We start from the raw sequence: 17183 nt of genomic DNA, 5'->3' as shown, positions 1-17183 counted from the left end.
AGCATGAGAGTAGTCAGCGCGGAAGCACTGATTTCGCGACTATGTTTCGCTGGATTTGATTGGTACCTTCGATGATCTGAAGCACCTTTGCGTCGCGGAAGTAGCGGTTGATCGGGTATTCATTGGAAATTCCCGATGCGCCAAAGAGCTGGACTGCATCGGTAGCGACCTTCATCGCCGTGTCCGTTGCAAAGCACTTTGCCGTTGCCGCAAGTGGCGCAAGTTGCGCCCCACGAATTCCGCGATCGACGGCGGTTGCCGCCTCGTAAGTCAAGTTGCGCGCCGCGGCGATTTGGATTGCCATGTCCGCGACCATCCATCGCACACCTTGGAAATCGGAGACCGCCTGCCCGAATGCCCGACGATTGTTGATAAACTCCACGGCATGGTCCATCGCGCCCTGCGCCAAACCAACACCACGCGCGGCCATAATTGGCCGCGAGTCGTTCAACGCCGCCATCGTAACCTTGAAACCGGTCTCCTCGTCTCCAAGGCGGTTCTCCTCGGGGATATAGGCGTCATCGAAGAAGAGAGCATGCGCGCCAACGCCGCGAGCGCCCATCTTGTCTTCCTTGGCACCAACCTCAAACCCGGGAGTGCCCTTCTCTACGATGAACATGTTGATCTTGCCGCGCGACCCGTCTTCACCCGTCCGGGCGGCCACCAACACGAAATCGGCATTGCCTGAGTTTGTGCACCAGATCTTCGAGCCGTTCAGTCGATACCCCTTACCGTCCCGCTTCGCTCGTGTTTTGATTCCCGCGACATCAGAACCACTTTGTGGCTCGGTCAGAGAAAAAGCGCCGCGCATTGTTCCGTTGGACAGCCCCGGCAGGTACTTGTCCTTCTGGGCCTTGGACCCACCCGCGAGAATGGCGCCAATCGGCACCCACTGAAGAACCAGGAGATAGGCTGTATTGTAACAAACGCGGCCAAGCTCCTCGACCGCGACGCACGCGGATAGCAAGCTGTCCGTTCCGCCGTATTCTACCGGGAAAGGCAAGGTGAACAGACCGAGGTCCTTGAGCATGTCGAACATGTCTTGAGGATATTCGGCCTTGCGATCGATATCCTGGGCACGCGGGGCGACGCGATCTTTCGCGATCCGGCGCACCAGTTCTTGCACTTGCAGTTGGTCGTCGTTGAGCCACTGACTCACGAATGTGCGCTCCATCTTCATAGTCGCCGCTTCAGGGTCATTCGTGGACGCTGCGCTTTCTTGCGTCAACGTTCGGAGAGCGATGCCGCGACTTCAACACATCCATGTCGTCTCCATCTCGACGCAGCAAAGAGCGCGAGCGAACGAAATCCAGGATCCATCCCTCTGATTTTCCTATTCAATTTGACCTCTTGACAATTCATGACCATCGTTCAGAATACAGAACGCCGTTCGGAAAACGGTCCCGGAAAACAATAACGTAGGGAGATGTCCATGAGCGCTGATGGCAACACCGCATCTTCTCAAGATGCTCAGGTGGTCAAGTCCGCTGTGCGAACGCTTGAAATTCTCGAGTATTTCGACGAAGTGCGGCAACCGCTGAACGTGGTCGGAGTCGCCGCTGCGCTTGGCTACCCTCAGTCGAGCGCCGCTGCACTGCTGCGTAGCCTGACCGCCATGGGTTATCTGCACTTCAATAGGAAGAAGCGCACTTATATGCCGACCGATCGAGTGCCGTTCCTCGGCAGCTGGATCAATCCGCCTCTTTTCGAAGATGGCGCATTGCCAAGACTCATGCGGGCAATAGGAAGGCGGACGGGGCAACTGGTCGTGCTTGCCGCGCGCAATAAAGATCTGGCTCAGTACATTCACGTCTTGAACGAGCCGTCAGCTGTTGCTCATCACATCAAGATTGGACAAAAACGACCGCTTGCCACGTCTGGCGTCGGACAAATCCTACTGAGTGCGATGGATGAAAAGGCGGTTAGGCGCCTCTATCATCGAATGAACGCGTACACGGCTTCAACCAGCGAGAAGACCGACATTCCCGAACTTCTGGCGCAACTGTCCAAGGTACGGCAGCGCGGTTACACGTTCTCGCGTAACCGCGTGGTGGAGGGGTATGGCGTCATCGCATTTCCCGTCCCAACAGCGCGATCGAATCCCCATTTGGCGCTCGGAGTCGGTGGCCTCTGCGAAACATTGCAGACGCGAGAAACGGAAATAGTCGACGCGGTCAGAGAAGAATTGAAGGCTCATTTGAAGCTGACCAGTTTAGGATTTGGTGACACGCCGCGGCTCTCCGGGCATCGGCCGCCGGCATTCACTTCGAACGAGCCAGCGAATGTCGCTGCACAACGTGTCGCCTGATCGGAGTTTTCATGGGACCGCTTTCGGGACTCAAGATCGTCGAGATGGCCGGCATTGGCCCTGGTCCGATGACAGCCATGATGTTGTCGGATATGGGCGCCGATGTGCTCCGCATCGAGCGGCAGACGGACTCCGGCCTTGGAATTCGCCGACCAGAAAAATACGACCTGTTGCTGCGTGGTCGTAAGGCATTGGCTTTGGACCTAAAGAACAAAGCCTCAATCGAGATTGTTCTCGATCTCATCGGAAGATCCGATGCCCTGATCGAGGGCTTTCGTCCCGGCGTCATGGAGCGATTGGGACTGGGGCCCGAGATTTGCCTTGAACGGAGCCCGAAGCTTGTTTTCGGCCGCATGACTGGCTGGGGACAACACGGACCGCTCGCCCAGGCAGCTGGTCACGATTTGAATTATATTGCGTTGACAGGCGCTTTGAACGCGATCGGCAGAAAGGGACAGCTGCCGGCCCCTCCGCTGAATCTGCTAGGCGACTATGCGGGTGGCGCCACCTATTTGGCCTTCGGGATCGTCTGCGCAATGATGGAGGCACAACGCTCCGGTAAGGGGCAAGTCGTCGACGCCGCAATCGTCGACGGGACAGCTCATCTCATGACAAGCATTTTTGGCATGCATGGCGCAGGCATGATGAGCCCCAGACGGGGCGAGAATGTCGTCGACTCCGGCGCGTTCTTTTATGATATCTACGAATGCGCAGATGGCAATCTGATCTCGATCGCGCCGATTGAAGGGAAATTCTACAAGGAACTCCTGGAACGGCTGGGTATTGAAGAAGCCGACCTTCCGGCACAATTCGATCGCGCCCATTGGGAGGCTGGAAGATCGGTCTTCGCGGATGTGATCAAGTCCAAGTCGCGCGACGAATGGTGCACTATCTTGGAAGGAACCGACGTTTGTTTTGCACCGGTCCTAAACCTGGACGAGGCACCTCTCCATCCGCATATGAAGTCAAGAGAGACCTTCATTGAAGTGAACGGCGTGGTGCAACCGGCTCCGGCTCCGCGCTTCAGCCGAACCGTTCCCGATCGCCCCTCGCCTCCCCGAAAGGCCGAAAATACATCTCTCGCGGAGGCACTCGATGGATGGATGACCGCAGCCGAAATTGAAGCTCTTCGGGCTACCGGGCTAACCGTTCAATCCTGAACGGACCTTCGTGCATAGGGGATCAACGCCCGCGGAACGTCGGCTTGCGTTTTTCCAAGAATGCTTTTGCCGCATCGCGATGATCTTCGCTAAGGAACAGCATTGGCTGGTAGTCGACTTCAGCAGCCAAAGCATCTTCGAGGCTGACGCAACCTCTAGCGAACACCGTTTTGGTCAGCGCCAGGGGCAGAGGCGCCACAGCCGCATATTGCTTCGCGATTTCCAATGCTTCGGCAAGCGCTTGCCCTGCAGGCACAACGCGATCGACAATCCCGATCTTCTCGGCCTGGGCCCCTTCTACAACCTCAGCCAACATGATCATCCTTTTCGCTCGAGGAGCACCAATCCTCTGCGTCAGCGTATAAAACAGTCCAATGTCGGGAATGAGCCCGATCTTGGCGAACGCAGGACAGAACTTTGCGTTTGCGGCTGCAACAACGAAGTCCGACGCAGTGGCGAGCGACAAGCCCGCACCAAACGCGTAGCCTTCCACGGCTGCGACAACGGGCTTTTCGGAACCTACGATTGCCTTTACCAGACGATGGGCTGTCTTCATCCAGGCCCTGCTGTCGAGCACTTGGCGATCGGCGGTCATTCCCGAAATGTCTCCTCCCGAACTGAACGTACCTTCTGCTCCGGTTAGGATGATTGCGCGGCACGATTTGTCGGTCGCCAACTCCTCCAATTTGGCGATGAGTTCGAGGATCAACTTACGTGAGAGAGCATTACGGGCCTTGGGATTATTTAACGTGAGAACCGCGACCGTTTCGTCAAGTTGGACTGAGATCAACTGATCCATGGGAGCGCCTCCATGCGCAGCGTGAAAATCAGATGACCTTTTCTTCTGCGGCGCGTCGGGTCAAATGCTTCCTCGACACGGTGAGGATCAATCCGCCAGTGCGCATATATGTGCGATCGTCGCATCCGCCCGTCTTAGCTGTAGGGCCCATTCAGTACGAAGGTGTAATCTCGTACGTCTGACATGTGCGAGTGGACGATGACTACCGACGAAAGCCGGCCGACGGTCCTCTATGAAGTGAAAGATCAGATTGCCACGGTGACGCTGAATAGGCCTGAGCGCCTGAACGCGATCACCGACCAGCTGACTTCTGAGCTTTACGACATCATGCACACCGCCGCCGCCGACCGCGACGTTCGTGCAATTGTTCTGACCGGCGCTGGGCGAGCGTTTTGCGCCGGCGGTGATATTGCAGGCTTCGGAAGTCAGACACCAAGCGACCTCACTACAAAACTAGCGAGGTCCTTCGACATGAACCGCCGCGCCGATTTTCAGACCCGTCACACGTATTTCCCATCCATACCAAAGCCGGTTATTGGCATGATCAATGGCGCGGCTGCGGGTCTAGGGTTGCTATACGCGCTCTTCTGCGACGTCCGCTTCGCCTCAGAAGAGGCAATCTTCAGTACGTCGTTCGCTCGCCGCGGCCTCGGCGCCGAGTATGGTATAGCATGGATCCTCGCTGAACTTGTTGGGCACGCGAATGCCCTTGATCTTCTGATCTCGTCCCGAAGGGTGGAAGGCCCCGAAGCGCAACGGCTTGGCCTCGTCAACAGAACATATCCGCTGGCCGAACTGAGGAGTGCGACCTATGCGTACGCACAAGACCTCGTAACCTGGTGTGCACCGAGTTCGATGCGCATGATGAAACGCGGAGTGTACGAAGCTTCATTCCAGACTTTGCATGAAGCAGTCATCTTGGCGAACCAGGACATGCTCCGAAGCAACGGCTCTAGCGACTTTCGCGAAGGAACAGCTAGTTTCCTCGAAAAGCGTCAGCCGCGTTTCGACAAGCCACAGTAATTGGATAGATCTAATGGATGCTCCGATGAATCTGACTTCAAACGGCCAGATATGGGCTGTCGTTCAGCATCGGCTCGATAGTTGGCGAGATGCGAAGATTGAACGCATTTCTGCTCCGGAACCCCGTCCCGGGGAGGTTCTGATCGCGACAGAGGCCGCCTCGCTCAACTTCGCTGACCTTCTCATGATGGAAGGAAAATATCAGCATAAGGCTCCTGTGCCCTTCGTACCGGGCCGCGATGCTGCAGGTACGATCCTGGCCGTTGGCGATGACGTAGAATATTTTCGCATAGGGGACCGCGTTGTCGCGACCCCGAATTGCGGTGCATTTGCCCAACAAACGATCGCCGCAGCCGCCGTCTGCCAGAAGGTCCCGGCAGGCGTTTCCATCGAAGCCGCGGCGGCTTGCGGCACCGCGATTCCAACCATCGTCGCCGCTGTTCGGCTCCGCGCTAGACTGAAGGCCGGCGAATGGGTTCTTATATCGGGTGCGGCCGGCGGTATGGGTTCTCTTGCGGTCTCTTATGTCAAAGCCTTAGGCGCACGTTCGGTCGCTCTCGTCTCGTCGGCTGAAAAAGAGCAAGTGGTTCGTGATCTGGGCGCAGACCTGGTAATTCGCACCGACAAAATGCCGGATCTCAAGGCTGGGCTTCGCACCGCCTTGGAGGCGAACAATCTCGAGGGCGTCGATGCGGCAATTGATATGGTAGGGGGAGACGCTTTTGACGCGATGATCCGGTGCATCAAGCCGGAGGGACGGTTGGTTGTAGTGGGTTTCGCCTCAGGTCAAATTCCGAAGATTGCTGCGAATTACCTCCTGCTAAAGGATATCGCCGTCATCGGCTCTTCCATCACACGATTGTTCCGAGACCGTTCTGAAGCGTTTTTGCGTCTGTGCGACGAAGCTTACGACATGGTCGCGACTGGCCGCTTGCAAGTCGCCATCGACAGCCGCCACCCGTTGGATCGCTTTATTGATGCCGCAACCCGACTCTCCGACCGCGCGGTTGCGGGCAAGGTCGTTCTGCTACCGTAGTCGATGCCAGCCTTGGCATGCCCGCCGGTCTGACGTCGCCGGAAGGTTCTTCGCACCGACGCTCCGCGCATCTTCGGAGCCGCTGACGGTCACCTGGTAAACCCTGAACCTCCCAGCTCCCGGCGATGGAACTCGGCCGTGCTGTCGACCGCCCGGTTCGTAGACGAGAGGCAGCCAACAGTCGTCGATGCGCAAGATCGGCGTCACCGATGTCGACGAGCCCGACCGGGGCTGAATTGATTAATATCCGAGATAATGCTCGCGGATGTGATCACTTTCGCGCAGCTCGGCAGCTGAGCCCTGCAGCGCGACACGCCCTCCCTCGAGCACATACGCTCGCGCTGCAACTTGCAGAGCGAGCGTGACGTCCTGCTCCACCAACAACACCGTCAGACCGGTACCGATCAACCGCCGCACCGCCTCGTAGAGCTCCCTCACTACGAGCGGAGCAAGCCCCAGCGAAGGCTCGTCGAGCACGAGGAGCTTTGGCTTCCCCATGAGGGCCCGTCCAATCGCGACCATCTGCTGCTGGCCGCCAGACATCGTCCCAGCGAGCTGACGCCTCCGTTCAGCCAAGATCGGAAACAATGAGAGCACTTCATCCATGACAGCCATGCGCTCACTGCTTTGACGCAATACTGTCCCACCGACCAAAAGGTTTTCGACGACCGTCAGGTCCGGAAAGATGTGGCGGGCTTCTGGCACCTGGATCAGACCGCGGCGCACGATGGCATGTGGTGCGCTTCCCTTGATCGATTCATCCAGGAAGCGAGCATCGCCGGAGAATCCGAGTAAGCCCGACAAGCAACGCAACAGCGTCGATTTCCCAACGCCATTTGCGCCTAGGATCGCGACCGCTTCACCGGGCGCAACGGTTACATCAACCCCGCGCAAGACCGGCAGCGATCCGTATCCGGCCGCTAGGTTCGACACTTGAAGCATAGAGTTCATGCGGCATTCCCGAGATAGGCCTCGATCACTCGCGGGTCGCGGCTGATCTCCTCGGGCGTTCCGAAGCTGATCAACTCGCCGGCGTCGAGCACAACTATGCGGTCGCAGAGAGCCATGACCGCACGAACCATGTGCTCGATAACGAGTACGGTAACGCCGTGATCGCGAATCTTTCGGATATTCTCGATCGCTTCGTCGGCCTCACGCGGCGTGAGCCCCCCAAGGGTCTCGTCCAGAAGGATGAGGCGGGGCTTTGTCGCCAAAGCACGTGCGATCTCTAGCCTGCGCTGCTCAGCGAGGGTCAGCTCAGCCGATCTGACGTCTCGTCGGTGCTCAAGATTCATTTGACCGATGATTCGATCCGCAAGAGCGACCGCCTGCCCTTCTTCGTTCCTGACGAGAGCCGAAGCCACGACGATCTCCCTGACGCTCAAACTGGGAAACGCCTGAGCGATCTGAAACGTGCGCGCCACCCCCAGATGGCACACCTCGTAGGGCGGAAGCGCCTGAATTTCCTGAGCATCGAAGCGGATGGTGCCAGATGTTGGCCTAGCGAACCCTCCCAGCATCGAGAACAGCGTTGTCTTGCCGGCGCCATTTGGCCCGATAACTCCCAGAATTTCGCCACGCCTAACGTCGAATGAGACGTCGCTAACGGCGACCAGCCCGCCGAACGCCTTCCTCAGTTTCTTCACCTCCAGTACACTAGAACCGCTCGCCTGGGAGTACACTGCCACTTCGGCAGCGTCGGCCACGGAACCTGCAGCTGGGATTCTTAATTTCCCTCGCGACATTCCCAGTCGCGACAACCCCGCAACTATCCCGCCTGGCCACAGCAAAATGACAGCGATCAACGCGACACCATAGAGCATGTGATGAAGACCACCGCCCCCATGATCTTGCAAATAAATACGCAGAAGTTCTCCGGCGGGAAACAACACCAAGGGCCCAACCAATGGTCCGAGTAGCGTCCCGGCGCCGCCTACCACAGTGAAAAGCAGAATGAAGATTGTGATCTCGATACCGAACATCGATGGTGGATCGATGAATCCGATGAACTGCGCTTGGAAGCTACCCGCGAGCGACGCCGCAAAAGCGCTGAGGGCCAACGCTTCCTGCTTGATGTAAAAGGGATTGACGCCCATCGCGGCCGCAGCGGCTTCATTGTCATGGACCGCCCGCCAAAAGAACCCCCGACGGCTCGCGTAGAGCAGCGAGACGGCTGTTAGAAGGAGACACAGCATTGCGGCTATTACAAAGAGAAATGCCCGTGGCTCAGAGAACCGAAAGTCCCACAATGACTTTCCGATCGCCTTCGCATACAGGCCGTTCGTGCCCCCAAGAGCCCGAAATCCGCCAACCCCGAATTCAAGAATGTACGAGAATGCCAAGGTCAGTAACGCGAAGACCAGGGGGCTCATGTTTCGTCTAAATGGCAGGTATCCGACCGCAAGCGCGGCTGCCGACGCGATCACCCCACCGGCCACCATGCCTATCCAAGGGCTGATACCGAATGTGGAAGCGAGATACGTCGAGACATAGCCGCCAATCCCAAAGAATGCCGCATGTCCAAACGACACTTGCCCGACGATACCGCCGATAATATTCCACGAGACGCACAGATACATCCACGTGAGCAAACCGACCGCGACGGAGATCACGTAAGATTCCGTGAATGCCGCTACGATCGCGGTGAAGACAACGATCGCCCCGATGCTGGCCACAGTCGGTCGATCAATCCGCGAAACAAGCTTTTTCATGCGTTGCTTCCGCGGCCAAACAAGCCTCTGGGGCGGAAGAGCAACGCGGCGCCAAACACCAAGTATGTGAGCGACGGTGCCGCCGGATTATTAAGCAGCGCCGCGGCCAATGATTCGATCAAGCCGATGATCAATCCACCTGCAAATGCGCCTCTTAGGTCGCCGAGACCGCCAAGGACGACAACGAGCAATGAGAGAAGGCTCAACCTGATACCGGTTGTGGGCGTGACATAGGAGAATGTCATCAAACATCCGGCCGGCACTGCGAGCATCGCGATGCAACCGGCGAAGACAAAGAGTTGAGTTCGCTTAATGTCGACGCCACATAGCCATGCCATCGTGGGATCCTGCGCCGTTGCGCGGATACGATGACCCACTTCGGTCATCGTGAGAAACGCCGAGACAAGCCCACACATCAGGAGCGAAATGATGAAACCGGCTAGTTGCGGCGCACCTATAACGATCCCACGAACGCGGTAGGACATATCCCCGAATGCCGAATTCGCATTGAATAGGTCCGCTCCAAACATCATCAGAACTGCACTTTGGATCACGAAGGACACGCCGATTGTGAGCTGGGCCTGCATAAGCGGGCTCGCTCCGAGCACAGGTTTGATGATGAATTGGAACAAGACGACGCCCAATAAACCCATTACCGGGATGAGCACGACAGCAGCTAGATACGGCGGCAGTCCGAATTGTTGATTCAAAACGACGATGCCGTACATGGCGATCATCAACAGATCGCCGTGCGCGAAGTTGAGAACGCGCATAACGCCGAATACGAGCGCGAGCGATACTGCGATCAGTGCGTAGATGCCGCCTGTCAACAACCCGGAGATCGCAGCTTGCAGCAACAGTTCGACGCTAGGCATGTCCATTGCTCACCTTAGCGGCGCTGTCGTAGACGTGGCGATATTTGATGGGAATACGGTTGCTTTGCGGCTGGCGCCTTCCTTCCATTGCGCTACGAGCGCTCGCGCACCGGTATTCCTTCCGTCGGCATCGAACTTAATGCCCCCGGGAATAGGAGTCTGATCCGAATCGAGCTCAAAGCCGCGAAGAAGCTTTTGCAAGTCTTCACGCGTGGGACTCGCCGTCCTTTCATACGCGCGTTGCAGGATCTTGCCCAACGTCACGCCACCGGCGTAGCACATGCCGACGTAACTCGACGGAAGTGCATTGAATTTCTTCCGATATTGCTCCGTCAGATGGGCAACGCGCTTTAAATCCGGGCTGAAGTAATCGATGTTGGAGAGTTTCAGCCGTTCGATGAATTTCGGATCGACGAGCTCGGGCAGGCGCGGATCACCTGGCCCGCCGCCAATTCCAACGACGTATGGGGTGAAATCGAGCTGCTGCATCGCCTTAATGCCGGCCACCACATCCTCTGTATATCCGGCCCAGACGAGGATCGTGGGTTCCTTCTCTTGCACCTTCTTCATGATAGGCAAGAGATTTCGCTCGGCACGGTTGTACGAAACTTCAATGACCGGCTTTGCCTCCGCCCTTTCCAGTAATTTCCGGACCAATTCCCCGCTATCGGTACCGCGCGGGCTGTCCTCGTAGAGCAGCGCAATCTTTTGGCCCTTGAGCTCGGCATCGCCGCCCGCGAGCAATTTCAGAAATGCGACGGTCGTATCCGCCTCGTCATTGCTGGTGATCTGCTGCGTGAAGTACCATTGATAATGCCGATTGATGATTTCGGACGAGACCGCGCTTACGTTGAAGAAGGGCGTTTGGGAGGCCTCGGCGAACTGCGCCGCAGTCGAGGTTGCCGCGCTGATATCGCAACCGACCACCAAAGGGGCCTTCTGCAACCTCACGAGCCGCTCCATTTCGCGGCGCGCAACGTCAGGCTTGCCCTGCGAGTCCGTGAACTCCACGGACAATCGTCGTCCGTTTATGCCACCAGCATCATTGATCTGCTGCACTGCAATTTCGAGACCCTTTTTGCCATCTTGCCCCAAGATCGCGAGCGAACCTGTTAGTGGCGTCAAGACGGATACGGTGATGGGGTCTGAGGCAGGTTGGGTCTGCGCCTGGACGGCCGCGGCTTGAAGTACCGCGACTATTGCAGCAACGCACGGTAAGATACTCAGCGCCCTCATGGCTTCTCCCAGAGCTAGTTGTGGTTCTTCGCGGTGTCGTTTGCGGCTTTTGAGGCAAATCCACCCGCAAACCAAGTTAAGATCGGAACGGCGGGAGCGATGAACACATACGTGTTTTCCCGCGGGGTCCGAGACCTCGGGATTCGTTACGCGAAGTTGGGACGCCGCTTTTCCTTGAAAGAGGCGAGCCCTTCCTTAGCGTCCGCTCCCAGCAGTACACGGGTCGCGGCCGCAATCTCTTCCTGCAGTCCGTCCTCGACGTTCCCCGCAAGCGCTGTAAGCGACAACGATTTCATCGTCGCGATACCTTCGCGACTGCGAGTTGCCAATGTGTTGGCATATTCCAATGCCTTGCTCGCGAGTTCGTCCGCGGACACTAGGTGTGCGATCAAGCCCCAATCTTGCGCAGTCGTCGCGTCGATCCACCGTGCGCTGAACATGAGATCGCGTGCGCGCTGAAGTCCGATCGCTCGCGGCAATCGTTGAGAGTTTCCCCAACCAGGTATCAGGCCAAATGAAGCATGCTGATCGCCGAAACGCGCAGTATCAGCTGCGAATATAACATCACATGCAACGGCAAGCTCGAGACCTCCGGCGAGGCAAAGACCCTGGACAGCAGCCACAATCGGCAGCGGGCTAGTCACGTGAATCTAAAGTTCGCCACATAAAGTCTGTTGAGCTTTGTGGCAGAAGCGTTTGACGGAAGCCAAAATCTGATCGGCTGACTTGGTCCATTTGAAGGGCTTCGGGTTTCTGTTGTGCAGGTCGATGAAGGTACGGATGTCGGTCTCGAGCTGCCTGACGGAGGTGTGAACACCTCGCTGGATCTGCTTTCTGGTGAGTTCAGCGAACCAACGCTCGATCTGATTGATCCATGACGCGGAAGTTGGTGTGAAGTGGACATGATAGTGCGGCCGGCGAGCGAGCCACGCTTTGATCCTGGGTGTCTTGTGGGTGGCGTAGTTGTCCATGACGATATGGACATCGAGGCCTTCAGGGACCTGGGCATCGATCTCTTTTAAAAACTTCAAGAATTCGACTGCCCTGTGCCGCTTGTAGCATTTGCCGATGACGAACCCCGAGGCGACGTCGAGCGCGGCAAACAGCGAGGTCGTACCGTGCCGCACATAACTGTGCGTGCGCCGTTCCGGCAGGCCAGGCATCATCGGCAAGACCGGCTGCTCGCGATCGAGCGCCTGAATCTGGCTTTTCTCATCGATGCTGAGGACGAGCGCACGGTTCGGTGGGGATAGATAAAGGCCAACGATATCGCGCACCTTGTCGACGAACAGCGGATCGCTCGACAGCTTGAATGTCTGGCTACGGTGCGGCTGCAAGCCGAACGCCGACCACATTCGGCGGATCGTGGTGTGGGAAAACCCAGTTTCCGCCGCCATCGAGCGGATCGACCAGTGCGTCGCGTCGGCTGGCGTCGTCCGCAGCGTTCGCTCGATCACGGCGGCAACCTGATCGTCGTTGATGGTGCGAGGGCGGCCAGGTCGCGCTTCGTCAAGCAGGCCATCACAGCGATCCTTCAAAAACCGGCGACGCCACTTACCAACGGTATGTTCGTGAAGGCCGAGTTCGGCAGCTACGGACTTGCTTGGCAAGCCATCCGCACACCGCAGGATCGCACGGCATCGCTCAGATAGCGACCGGGCTACGCGATGGCGACGAACTTGCCTCTCCAAATACGCCCGCTCCTGCGCACTCAGCACTAACGGCGCGATCGGCCGGCCTCGCTCACCTGCATTCGCCACTCGCACTCTCCTCTGCAGAGATTCGAGCTATCAACTAATGTGACGAACTTGCGTTCCAGATGACTAGCCTCAAAGCGACATAGCGTCTTGTGCCCAAATTCGAGGAATGCTCTTAGGGTCTCGGCTGAGCGGCCGACCTCTTCGACTTCGTCGAGTTCGGCGCCGGTACAGAAATTCTTTCCTTGTGCCAGAACGAGTATTGCCCTGACTTCAGGGTTACCTTCGAACTCGTTCAATGCACTTTCGAAACGACGGAACATTTCCAACGACAGACAATTGAAGCGATCCGGCTTTGCTAGTTCGATGATGCCGATTGCATCCTGACGCCTGTAGTTGACAGGCGACCCCTGCCCCGTTCCGTCATTCATAACTGCACAACCTTTTTGAGATGCGGTCCTATCAAAGATGATCTCGACCGAGAGGCCGCCTGAAAAGGGCTGCTGGCCAAATCACACCCATATGCGATTTGGGCAGAACGACTTGCGCGCCGAGAGGCATTCTGGGACCTCAGCGCACCCCGCGCGGAGCTTCACCTACCTTCGTCCAAATCCTGGGAGCAATCGTGACAATCAAAGGCAAGGCCTATATCGCAGGCATCTACGAACATCCGACCCGCCATGCCCCCGAGAAATCGACGGCGCAATTGCACGCCGAGGTCGCGAAAGGTGCTCTAGCTGACGCGGGGCTGAGCATCCGGGACGTGGACGGATACTTCTGCTCCGGCGACGCCCAAGGTGTGCTGAACTCTTTGGTAATGGCGGATTATCTGGGCCTGAACAAGCTGAAGCACTTTGATTCCACCGACGTGGGAGGATCAAGTTACATTGCCCATGTCGGGCACGCCGCGGCAGCGATCGCAGCCGGAAAATGCAGCATCGCCCTGATTACCTTGGCCGGAAAGCCGCGCACCGAGAAGCCCCCGGTACGGCCTGGCGGACCAGAGATTGCATTCGAAGCGGCGCTCGGCGGCATTCCGGTCAACACCTACGCGATCTGCGCAATGCGCCACATGTACGAGTACGGCACTACCAGCGAGCAGCTGGCTTGGGTCAAAGTCGCAGCCTCCCATCACGCTCAACATAACGAGAATGCCTTTCTCAGAAAGGTCGTCACGGTGGACGACGTTGTCAACTCTCCCTTGATCTCGGATCCGCTACATCGCGATGATTGTTGCGTGGTCACAGACGGTGGCGGAGCGATCATCGTGACTACTCCAGAGATCGCGAAGAGCCTGAAGCGCCCCCTGGTCCGCATCATTGGACACGGCGAATCTCAGAAGGGGCAGTACGGCGGAAAGGACATCGATCTTACGCATTCCGGAGCGGTGCGCTCGGCTCCGGCGGCATTCAGCGAGGCTGGCGTGACGCACAAAGACATCAAATACGTCTCGATCTACGACTCTTTCACGATAACCGTACTGATGCAGCTCGAAGATCTTGGATTTTGCAAGAAAGGTGATGGTGGAAAATTTGTTTCGGACGGCAATCTTATTTCTGGCGTTGGAAAGCTACCCTTCAACACTGACGGTGGCGGCATGTGCAACAATCATCCGATCAACCGTGGTGGCATTACCAAGGTGATCGAAGCCGTCCGCCAATTGCGCGGGGAGGCGCACCCGAAAGTTCAAGTCCCGAACTGCGACATCGCCCTCGCACACGGCACCGGGGGCTTCCTGGGTGTCCGTCATGGCTCCGCTACCTGCGTCTTGGAGAGAGTGTAATGTCCGAAAGAACCTATCTGGCCCCCACGCCCAATCCGGAAACAGAACCATTCTGGACAGCGGCGGCCCAAGGCAAGTTCCTGATCAAGCGCTGCAGGGAGTGCAAGGACGTCCATTACTATCCTCGCGCACTTTGCCCTTTCTGCTTGGGCGAGACCGACTGGGAGGAAAGTCGCGGCGAAGGCGTCGTCTATAGCTTCACCATCACCCGACGCTCGCCTACCGGCCCCTACAGCCTCGGATATGTGACTCTCGCGGAGGGCCCACGCATCTACACGAATTTCGTCGATTGTGATCTCGAAAAGCTCCACATTGGCGCGAAAGTGAAGGTCGTCTTCAAGGCTACAGACGGGGCCGGCCCCCCGCTGCCTCTCTTCACGCTGGCCTAATCCTGAGCAGAAAGCCCGACGGTCGAGTTTCCGGAAGGCGCACGAGAGGAGCGCACGATGCCCATCGATTATCCAGCCATCCTCGGCCTAAAGTCAGAGGGTGTGAACTACTCCTGGAGCGATCGCGAAGTCATGCTCTATGCGCTAGGCATCGGCATGGGCGCGGATCCGCTTAACGAACAGGAATTGCAGTTTGTCAACGAGGCATATGCGACCCAACGGGCACTGAAGGTCGTCCCATCCTTCGCTTCTGTATGCGTCTGGGGCGCTCGTCCTGGATTTATCGATCTCAATCGAGTTATGGTCGTCGACGGCGAGCGCGATATTGTCTTCCACAAGTCGATGCCCACCTCGGCGGATGTGACCGCCGATGCGCGTGTCCGCGGCGTTTACGACAAGGGCAAGGACAAAGGCGCGATCGTTCAAAATGAAGTGGTCGTCAAAGACCTCCAAGGCGAGGCGATCGCCACCATAGTCTCTTCCAGTTTTGCCCGGGGCGATGGTGGCTTCGGTGGCCCGTCCGATGGAATGCCTGAACCTCATCAGATACCTCGGCGGGCTCCTGATCAATCACTTCGGATCAGCACTCGGCAGGACCAAGCGCTAATCTATCGGCTGTCCGGCGACCGGAATCCTCTTCATAGCGATCCCGAGTTCGCGCGTCGCGCCGGTTTCCCAAAGCCAATTCTCCATGGCATGTGCACATACGGACTGACCTGCCGGGCCGTTTTGCAGAGTTATGCCGATTACGATCCTTCAGCCTTCCGGCGGCATCGCGCCCGCTTTTCAGCGCCGGTATTTCCGGGCGAAACGGTTACAGTCGATCTTTGGAAGGACGGCGGCTCGATTTCATTTGAAGCTCATGTACGCGAGCGGAACGTCACAGTCGTAAAGAACGGACATACTGAGCTCGGTTGACCCCATCGCCACAGAACTCGCCGCATGTGAGCTGCGGCCGCCATTTGATCAAACAGACTGACGGGATTAGCATGCAAGATCATCTCGATCATCAAGACATACGCGATGCAGTTGCGAAACTGTGCGCACAGTATCCCGGCTCGTACTGGCGCGATCTAGATCGCAAAATGGCCTACCCGACGGAGTTCGTCAAAGCGCTCACGCAATCGGGATACTTGTCGGTACTGATACCAGAGAACTACGGCGGCGCCGGTCTTCCCCTCTCGGCCGGAACAGCGATCCTAGAAGAAATTCATCGTTGCGGCTGCAATGCCGCAGCCTGTCATGCCCAGATGTACACCATGGGCACGGTGCTAAGGCATGGTAGCGATGCGCAAAAGCAAAAGTTTCTGCCAGGCATTGCGAGCGGAGAGCTACGGCTCCAGGCCTTCGGTGTGACCGAGCCGACTAGCGGCACCGATACGAGTTCGCTGAAGACGACAGCCCGCAAGGAAGGCGAGCACTACGTTGTGAACGGTCAGAAGATCTGGACGAGCCGGGCTGAGCATTCCGATTTGATGCTGCTGCTCGCGCGCACGAGCTCGAAGGAGAACGTAAGGAAGCGCACCGACGGGCTTTCGGTTTTTCTCGTCGATATGAAGGCGGCGCTTGGTCAGGGTCTCACGATCCGCCCCATCCGGACGATGATGAACCATTCCACCACCGAGGTCTTTTTCGACAACATGAAGGTTCCTGCTGAGAACCTTGTCGGCGAAGAGGGCAAGGGATTCCGCTACATCCTGTCGGGCATGAATGCCGAACGGATCTTGATTGCGTCCGAGTGCATTGGGGACGCCAAATGGTTCATTAAGAAGGCCACCGACTACGCAAACCAGCGTGTCCTTTTCGGCCGGCCAATCTCCCAGAACCAAGGGGTTCAATTTCCGATCGCCAAAGCTTACGCAGCGATGAGGGCAGCCGAGCTGATGGTGCGCGAAGCGACGAGGCTCTATGAGGCCGGTCTCGATTGTGGTGCCGAGGCGAACATGTCCAAAATGCTGGCCGCCGATGCATCATGGGAAGCAGCTAACGCCTGCCTACAGACCCACGGAGGCTTTGGTTTCGCAGAGGAATACGACGTCGAGCGCAAGTTCCGGGAGACTCGCCTCTATCAAGTCGCACCTATCTCTACCAACTTGGTTCTGTCCTACGTGGCAGAACACGTGCTCGGAATGACGCGCTCCTACTGAGCACAACTCGGTAGCGTAG

Annotated in this window: 17 protein-coding genes; 8 read left to right on the top strand and 9 right to left on the bottom strand. The window is 57.5% G+C overall.

Going from position 1 to position 17183, the window contains the following annotated elements:
• Nucleotides 1-13: 13 nt before the first annotated feature.
• The gene (locus tag IVB26_RS16940) at nt 14-1180 is read right to left on the bottom strand and encodes an acyl-CoA dehydrogenase family protein (protein ID WP_247972690.1); all 1167 of its coding nucleotides are present in this window, start codon (nt 1178-1180) and stop codon (nt 14-16) included.
• A gap of 252 nt (nt 1181-1432) precedes the next feature.
• Here IVB26_RS16940 and IVB26_RS16935 point away from each other — a divergent pair, with 252 nt between their 5' ends.
• A complete protein-coding gene (locus tag IVB26_RS16935) occupies nt 1433-2308 on the top strand; it encodes an IclR family transcriptional regulator (protein WP_247972689.1) in 876 nt (291 codons plus the stop codon).
• A gap of 11 nt (nt 2309-2319) precedes the next feature.
• Nucleotides 2320-3468, top strand: a complete 1149-nt coding sequence (locus IVB26_RS16930; RefSeq protein WP_247972688.1) for a CaiB/BaiF CoA transferase family protein — start codon at nt 2320-2322, stop codon at nt 3466-3468.
• 22 nt (nt 3469-3490) lie between these two features.
• Here IVB26_RS16930 and IVB26_RS16925 read toward each other — a convergent pair whose 3' ends face one another.
• Nucleotides 3491-4267, bottom strand: a complete 777-nt coding sequence (locus IVB26_RS16925) for an enoyl-CoA hydratase/isomerase family protein (protein ID WP_247972687.1) — start codon at nt 4265-4267, stop codon at nt 3491-3493.
• 198 nt (nt 4268-4465) lie between these two features.
• Here IVB26_RS16925 and IVB26_RS16920 point away from each other — a divergent pair, with 198 nt between their 5' ends.
• Nucleotides 4466-5290 carry an enoyl-CoA hydratase gene (locus tag IVB26_RS16920; RefSeq protein ID WP_247972686.1) on the top strand — a complete coding sequence of 275 codons (825 nt, stop codon included), beginning with the start codon at nt 4466-4468 and terminating at the stop codon, nt 5288-5290.
• A gap of 25 nt (nt 5291-5315) precedes the next feature.
• The gene (locus IVB26_RS16915; RefSeq protein ID WP_247972685.1) at nt 5316-6326 is read left to right on the top strand and encodes an NADPH:quinone oxidoreductase family protein; all 1011 of its coding nucleotides are present in this window, start codon (nt 5316-5318) and stop codon (nt 6324-6326) included.
• A 240-nt stretch (nt 6327-6566) separates the two neighbouring features.
• On the opposite strand, the gene IVB26_RS16910 is transcribed toward IVB26_RS16915, so the two are convergent.
• From IVB26_RS16910 to IVB26_RS16880, 7 genes are all read right to left on the bottom strand, one after another.
• Entirely contained in the window at nt 6567-7268 is a 702-nt protein-coding gene (locus tag IVB26_RS16910; RefSeq protein WP_247973191.1) for an ABC transporter ATP-binding protein, read from the bottom strand.
• Between the two features lie 5 nt (nt 7269-7273).
• A complete protein-coding gene (locus tag IVB26_RS16905; RefSeq protein WP_247972684.1) occupies nt 7274-9037 on the bottom strand; it encodes a branched-chain amino acid ABC transporter ATP-binding protein/permease in 1764 nt (587 codons plus the stop codon).
• A complete protein-coding gene (locus IVB26_RS16900; protein ID WP_247972683.1) occupies nt 9034-9912 on the bottom strand; it encodes a branched-chain amino acid ABC transporter permease in 879 nt (292 codons plus the stop codon). Before IVB26_RS16900 ends, IVB26_RS16905 begins: the two co-directional genes overlap by 4 nt.
• Before the next feature lie 9 nt (nt 9913-9921).
• The gene (locus tag IVB26_RS16895; RefSeq protein ID WP_247972682.1) at nt 9922-11148 is read right to left on the bottom strand and encodes an ABC transporter substrate-binding protein; all 1227 of its coding nucleotides are present in this window, start codon (nt 11146-11148) and stop codon (nt 9922-9924) included.
• A gap of 146 nt (nt 11149-11294) precedes the next feature.
• Nucleotides 11295-11771, bottom strand: a complete 477-nt coding sequence (locus IVB26_RS16890) for an enoyl-CoA hydratase/isomerase family protein (RefSeq protein WP_247973190.1) — start codon at nt 11769-11771, stop codon at nt 11295-11297.
• A 27-nt stretch (nt 11772-11798) separates the two neighbouring features.
• Entirely contained in the window at nt 11799-12908 is a 1110-nt protein-coding gene (locus IVB26_RS16885) for an IS630 family transposase (RefSeq protein WP_247324369.1), read from the bottom strand.
• On the bottom strand, nt 12866-13276 hold the full coding sequence (locus tag IVB26_RS16880; protein WP_247972681.1) for an enoyl-CoA hydratase/isomerase family protein: 411 nt from the start codon (nt 13274-13276) through the stop codon (nt 12866-12868). Before IVB26_RS16880 ends, IVB26_RS16885 begins: the two co-directional genes overlap by 43 nt.
• A gap of 194 nt (nt 13277-13470) precedes the next feature.
• On the opposite strand from IVB26_RS16880, the gene IVB26_RS16875 reads away from it, so the two are divergent.
• The 4 genes from IVB26_RS16875 (at nt 13471) to IVB26_RS16860 (ending at nt 17164) form a co-directional block, all read left to right on the top strand.
• Complete coding sequence (locus IVB26_RS16875) at nt 13471-14628, top strand: thiolase domain-containing protein (RefSeq protein WP_247972680.1); 1158 nt, start codon at nt 13471-13473, stop codon at nt 14626-14628.
• Nucleotides 14628-15017 (top strand): Zn-ribbon domain-containing OB-fold protein, encoded by a 390-nt coding sequence (locus IVB26_RS16870; RefSeq protein WP_247972679.1) that lies wholly within the window; start codon nt 14628-14630, stop codon nt 15015-15017. The genes IVB26_RS16875 and IVB26_RS16870 overlap by 1 nt, the downstream gene beginning before the upstream one ends.
• A gap of 57 nt (nt 15018-15074) precedes the next feature.
• Nucleotides 15075-15935: a MaoC/PaaZ C-terminal domain-containing protein gene (locus tag IVB26_RS16865; protein ID WP_247972678.1), complete on the top strand. Its 861-nt coding sequence runs from the start codon at nt 15075-15077 to the stop codon at nt 15933-15935.
• 71 nt (nt 15936-16006) lie between these two features.
• A complete protein-coding gene (locus IVB26_RS16860; RefSeq protein ID WP_247972677.1) occupies nt 16007-17164 on the top strand; it encodes an acyl-CoA dehydrogenase family protein in 1158 nt (385 codons plus the stop codon).
• Nucleotides 17165-17183: the final 19 nt, after the last annotated feature.

Source organism: Bradyrhizobium sp. 195, from assembly GCF_023101665.1.
Taxonomy (GTDB): Bacteria; Pseudomonadota; Alphaproteobacteria; order Rhizobiales; family Xanthobacteraceae; genus Bradyrhizobium.
The sequence above is the reverse complement of the archived record's forward strand: the minus strand, read 5'-3'. Positions and strand labels throughout refer to the sequence as shown.

Bases quoted from the DNA above. Each gene is read 5' to 3' on its own strand.
- IVB26_RS16940 (WP_247972690.1), bottom strand. From the start codon at position 1,180: ATGAAGATGGAGCGCACATTCGTGAGTCAGTGGCTCAACGACGACCAA.
- IVB26_RS16935 (WP_247972689.1), top strand. From the start codon at position 1,433: ATGAGCGCTGATGGCAACACCGCATCTTCTCAAGATGCTCAGGTGGTC.
- IVB26_RS16930 (WP_247972688.1), top strand. From the start codon at position 2,320: ATGGGACCGCTTTCGGGACTCAAGATCGTCGAGATGGCCGGCATTGGC.
- IVB26_RS16925 (WP_247972687.1), bottom strand. From the start codon at position 4,267: ATGGATCAGTTGATCTCAGTCCAACTTGACGAAACGGTCGCGGTTCTC.
- IVB26_RS16920 (WP_247972686.1), top strand. From the start codon at position 4,466: ATGACTACCGACGAAAGCCGGCCGACGGTCCTCTATGAAGTGAAAGAT.
- IVB26_RS16915 (WP_247972685.1), top strand. From the start codon at position 5,316: ATGAATCTGACTTCAAACGGCCAGATATGGGCTGTCGTTCAGCATCGG.
- IVB26_RS16910 (WP_247973191.1), bottom strand. From the start codon at position 7,268: ATGCTTCAAGTGTCGAACCTAGCGGCCGGATACGGATCGCTGCCGGTC.
- IVB26_RS16905 (WP_247972684.1), bottom strand. From the start codon at position 9,037: ATGAAAAAGCTTGTTTCGCGGATTGATCGACCGACTGTGGCCAGCATC.
- IVB26_RS16900 (WP_247972683.1), bottom strand. From the start codon at position 9,912: ATGCCTAGCGTCGAACTGTTGCTGCAAGCTGCGATCTCCGGGTTGTTG.
- IVB26_RS16895 (WP_247972682.1), bottom strand. From the start codon at position 11,148: ATGAGGGCGCTGAGTATCTTACCGTGCGTTGCTGCAATAGTCGCGGTA.
- IVB26_RS16880 (WP_247972681.1), bottom strand. From the start codon at position 13,276: ATGAATGACGGAACGGGGCAGGGGTCGCCTGTCAACTACAGGCGTCAG.
- IVB26_RS16870 (WP_247972679.1), top strand. From the start codon at position 14,628: ATGTCCGAAAGAACCTATCTGGCCCCCACGCCCAATCCGGAAACAGAA.
- IVB26_RS16865 (WP_247972678.1), top strand. From the start codon at position 15,075: ATGCCCATCGATTATCCAGCCATCCTCGGCCTAAAGTCAGAGGGTGTG.
- IVB26_RS16860 (WP_247972677.1), top strand. From the start codon at position 16,007: ATGCAAGATCATCTCGATCATCAAGACATACGCGATGCAGTTGCGAAA.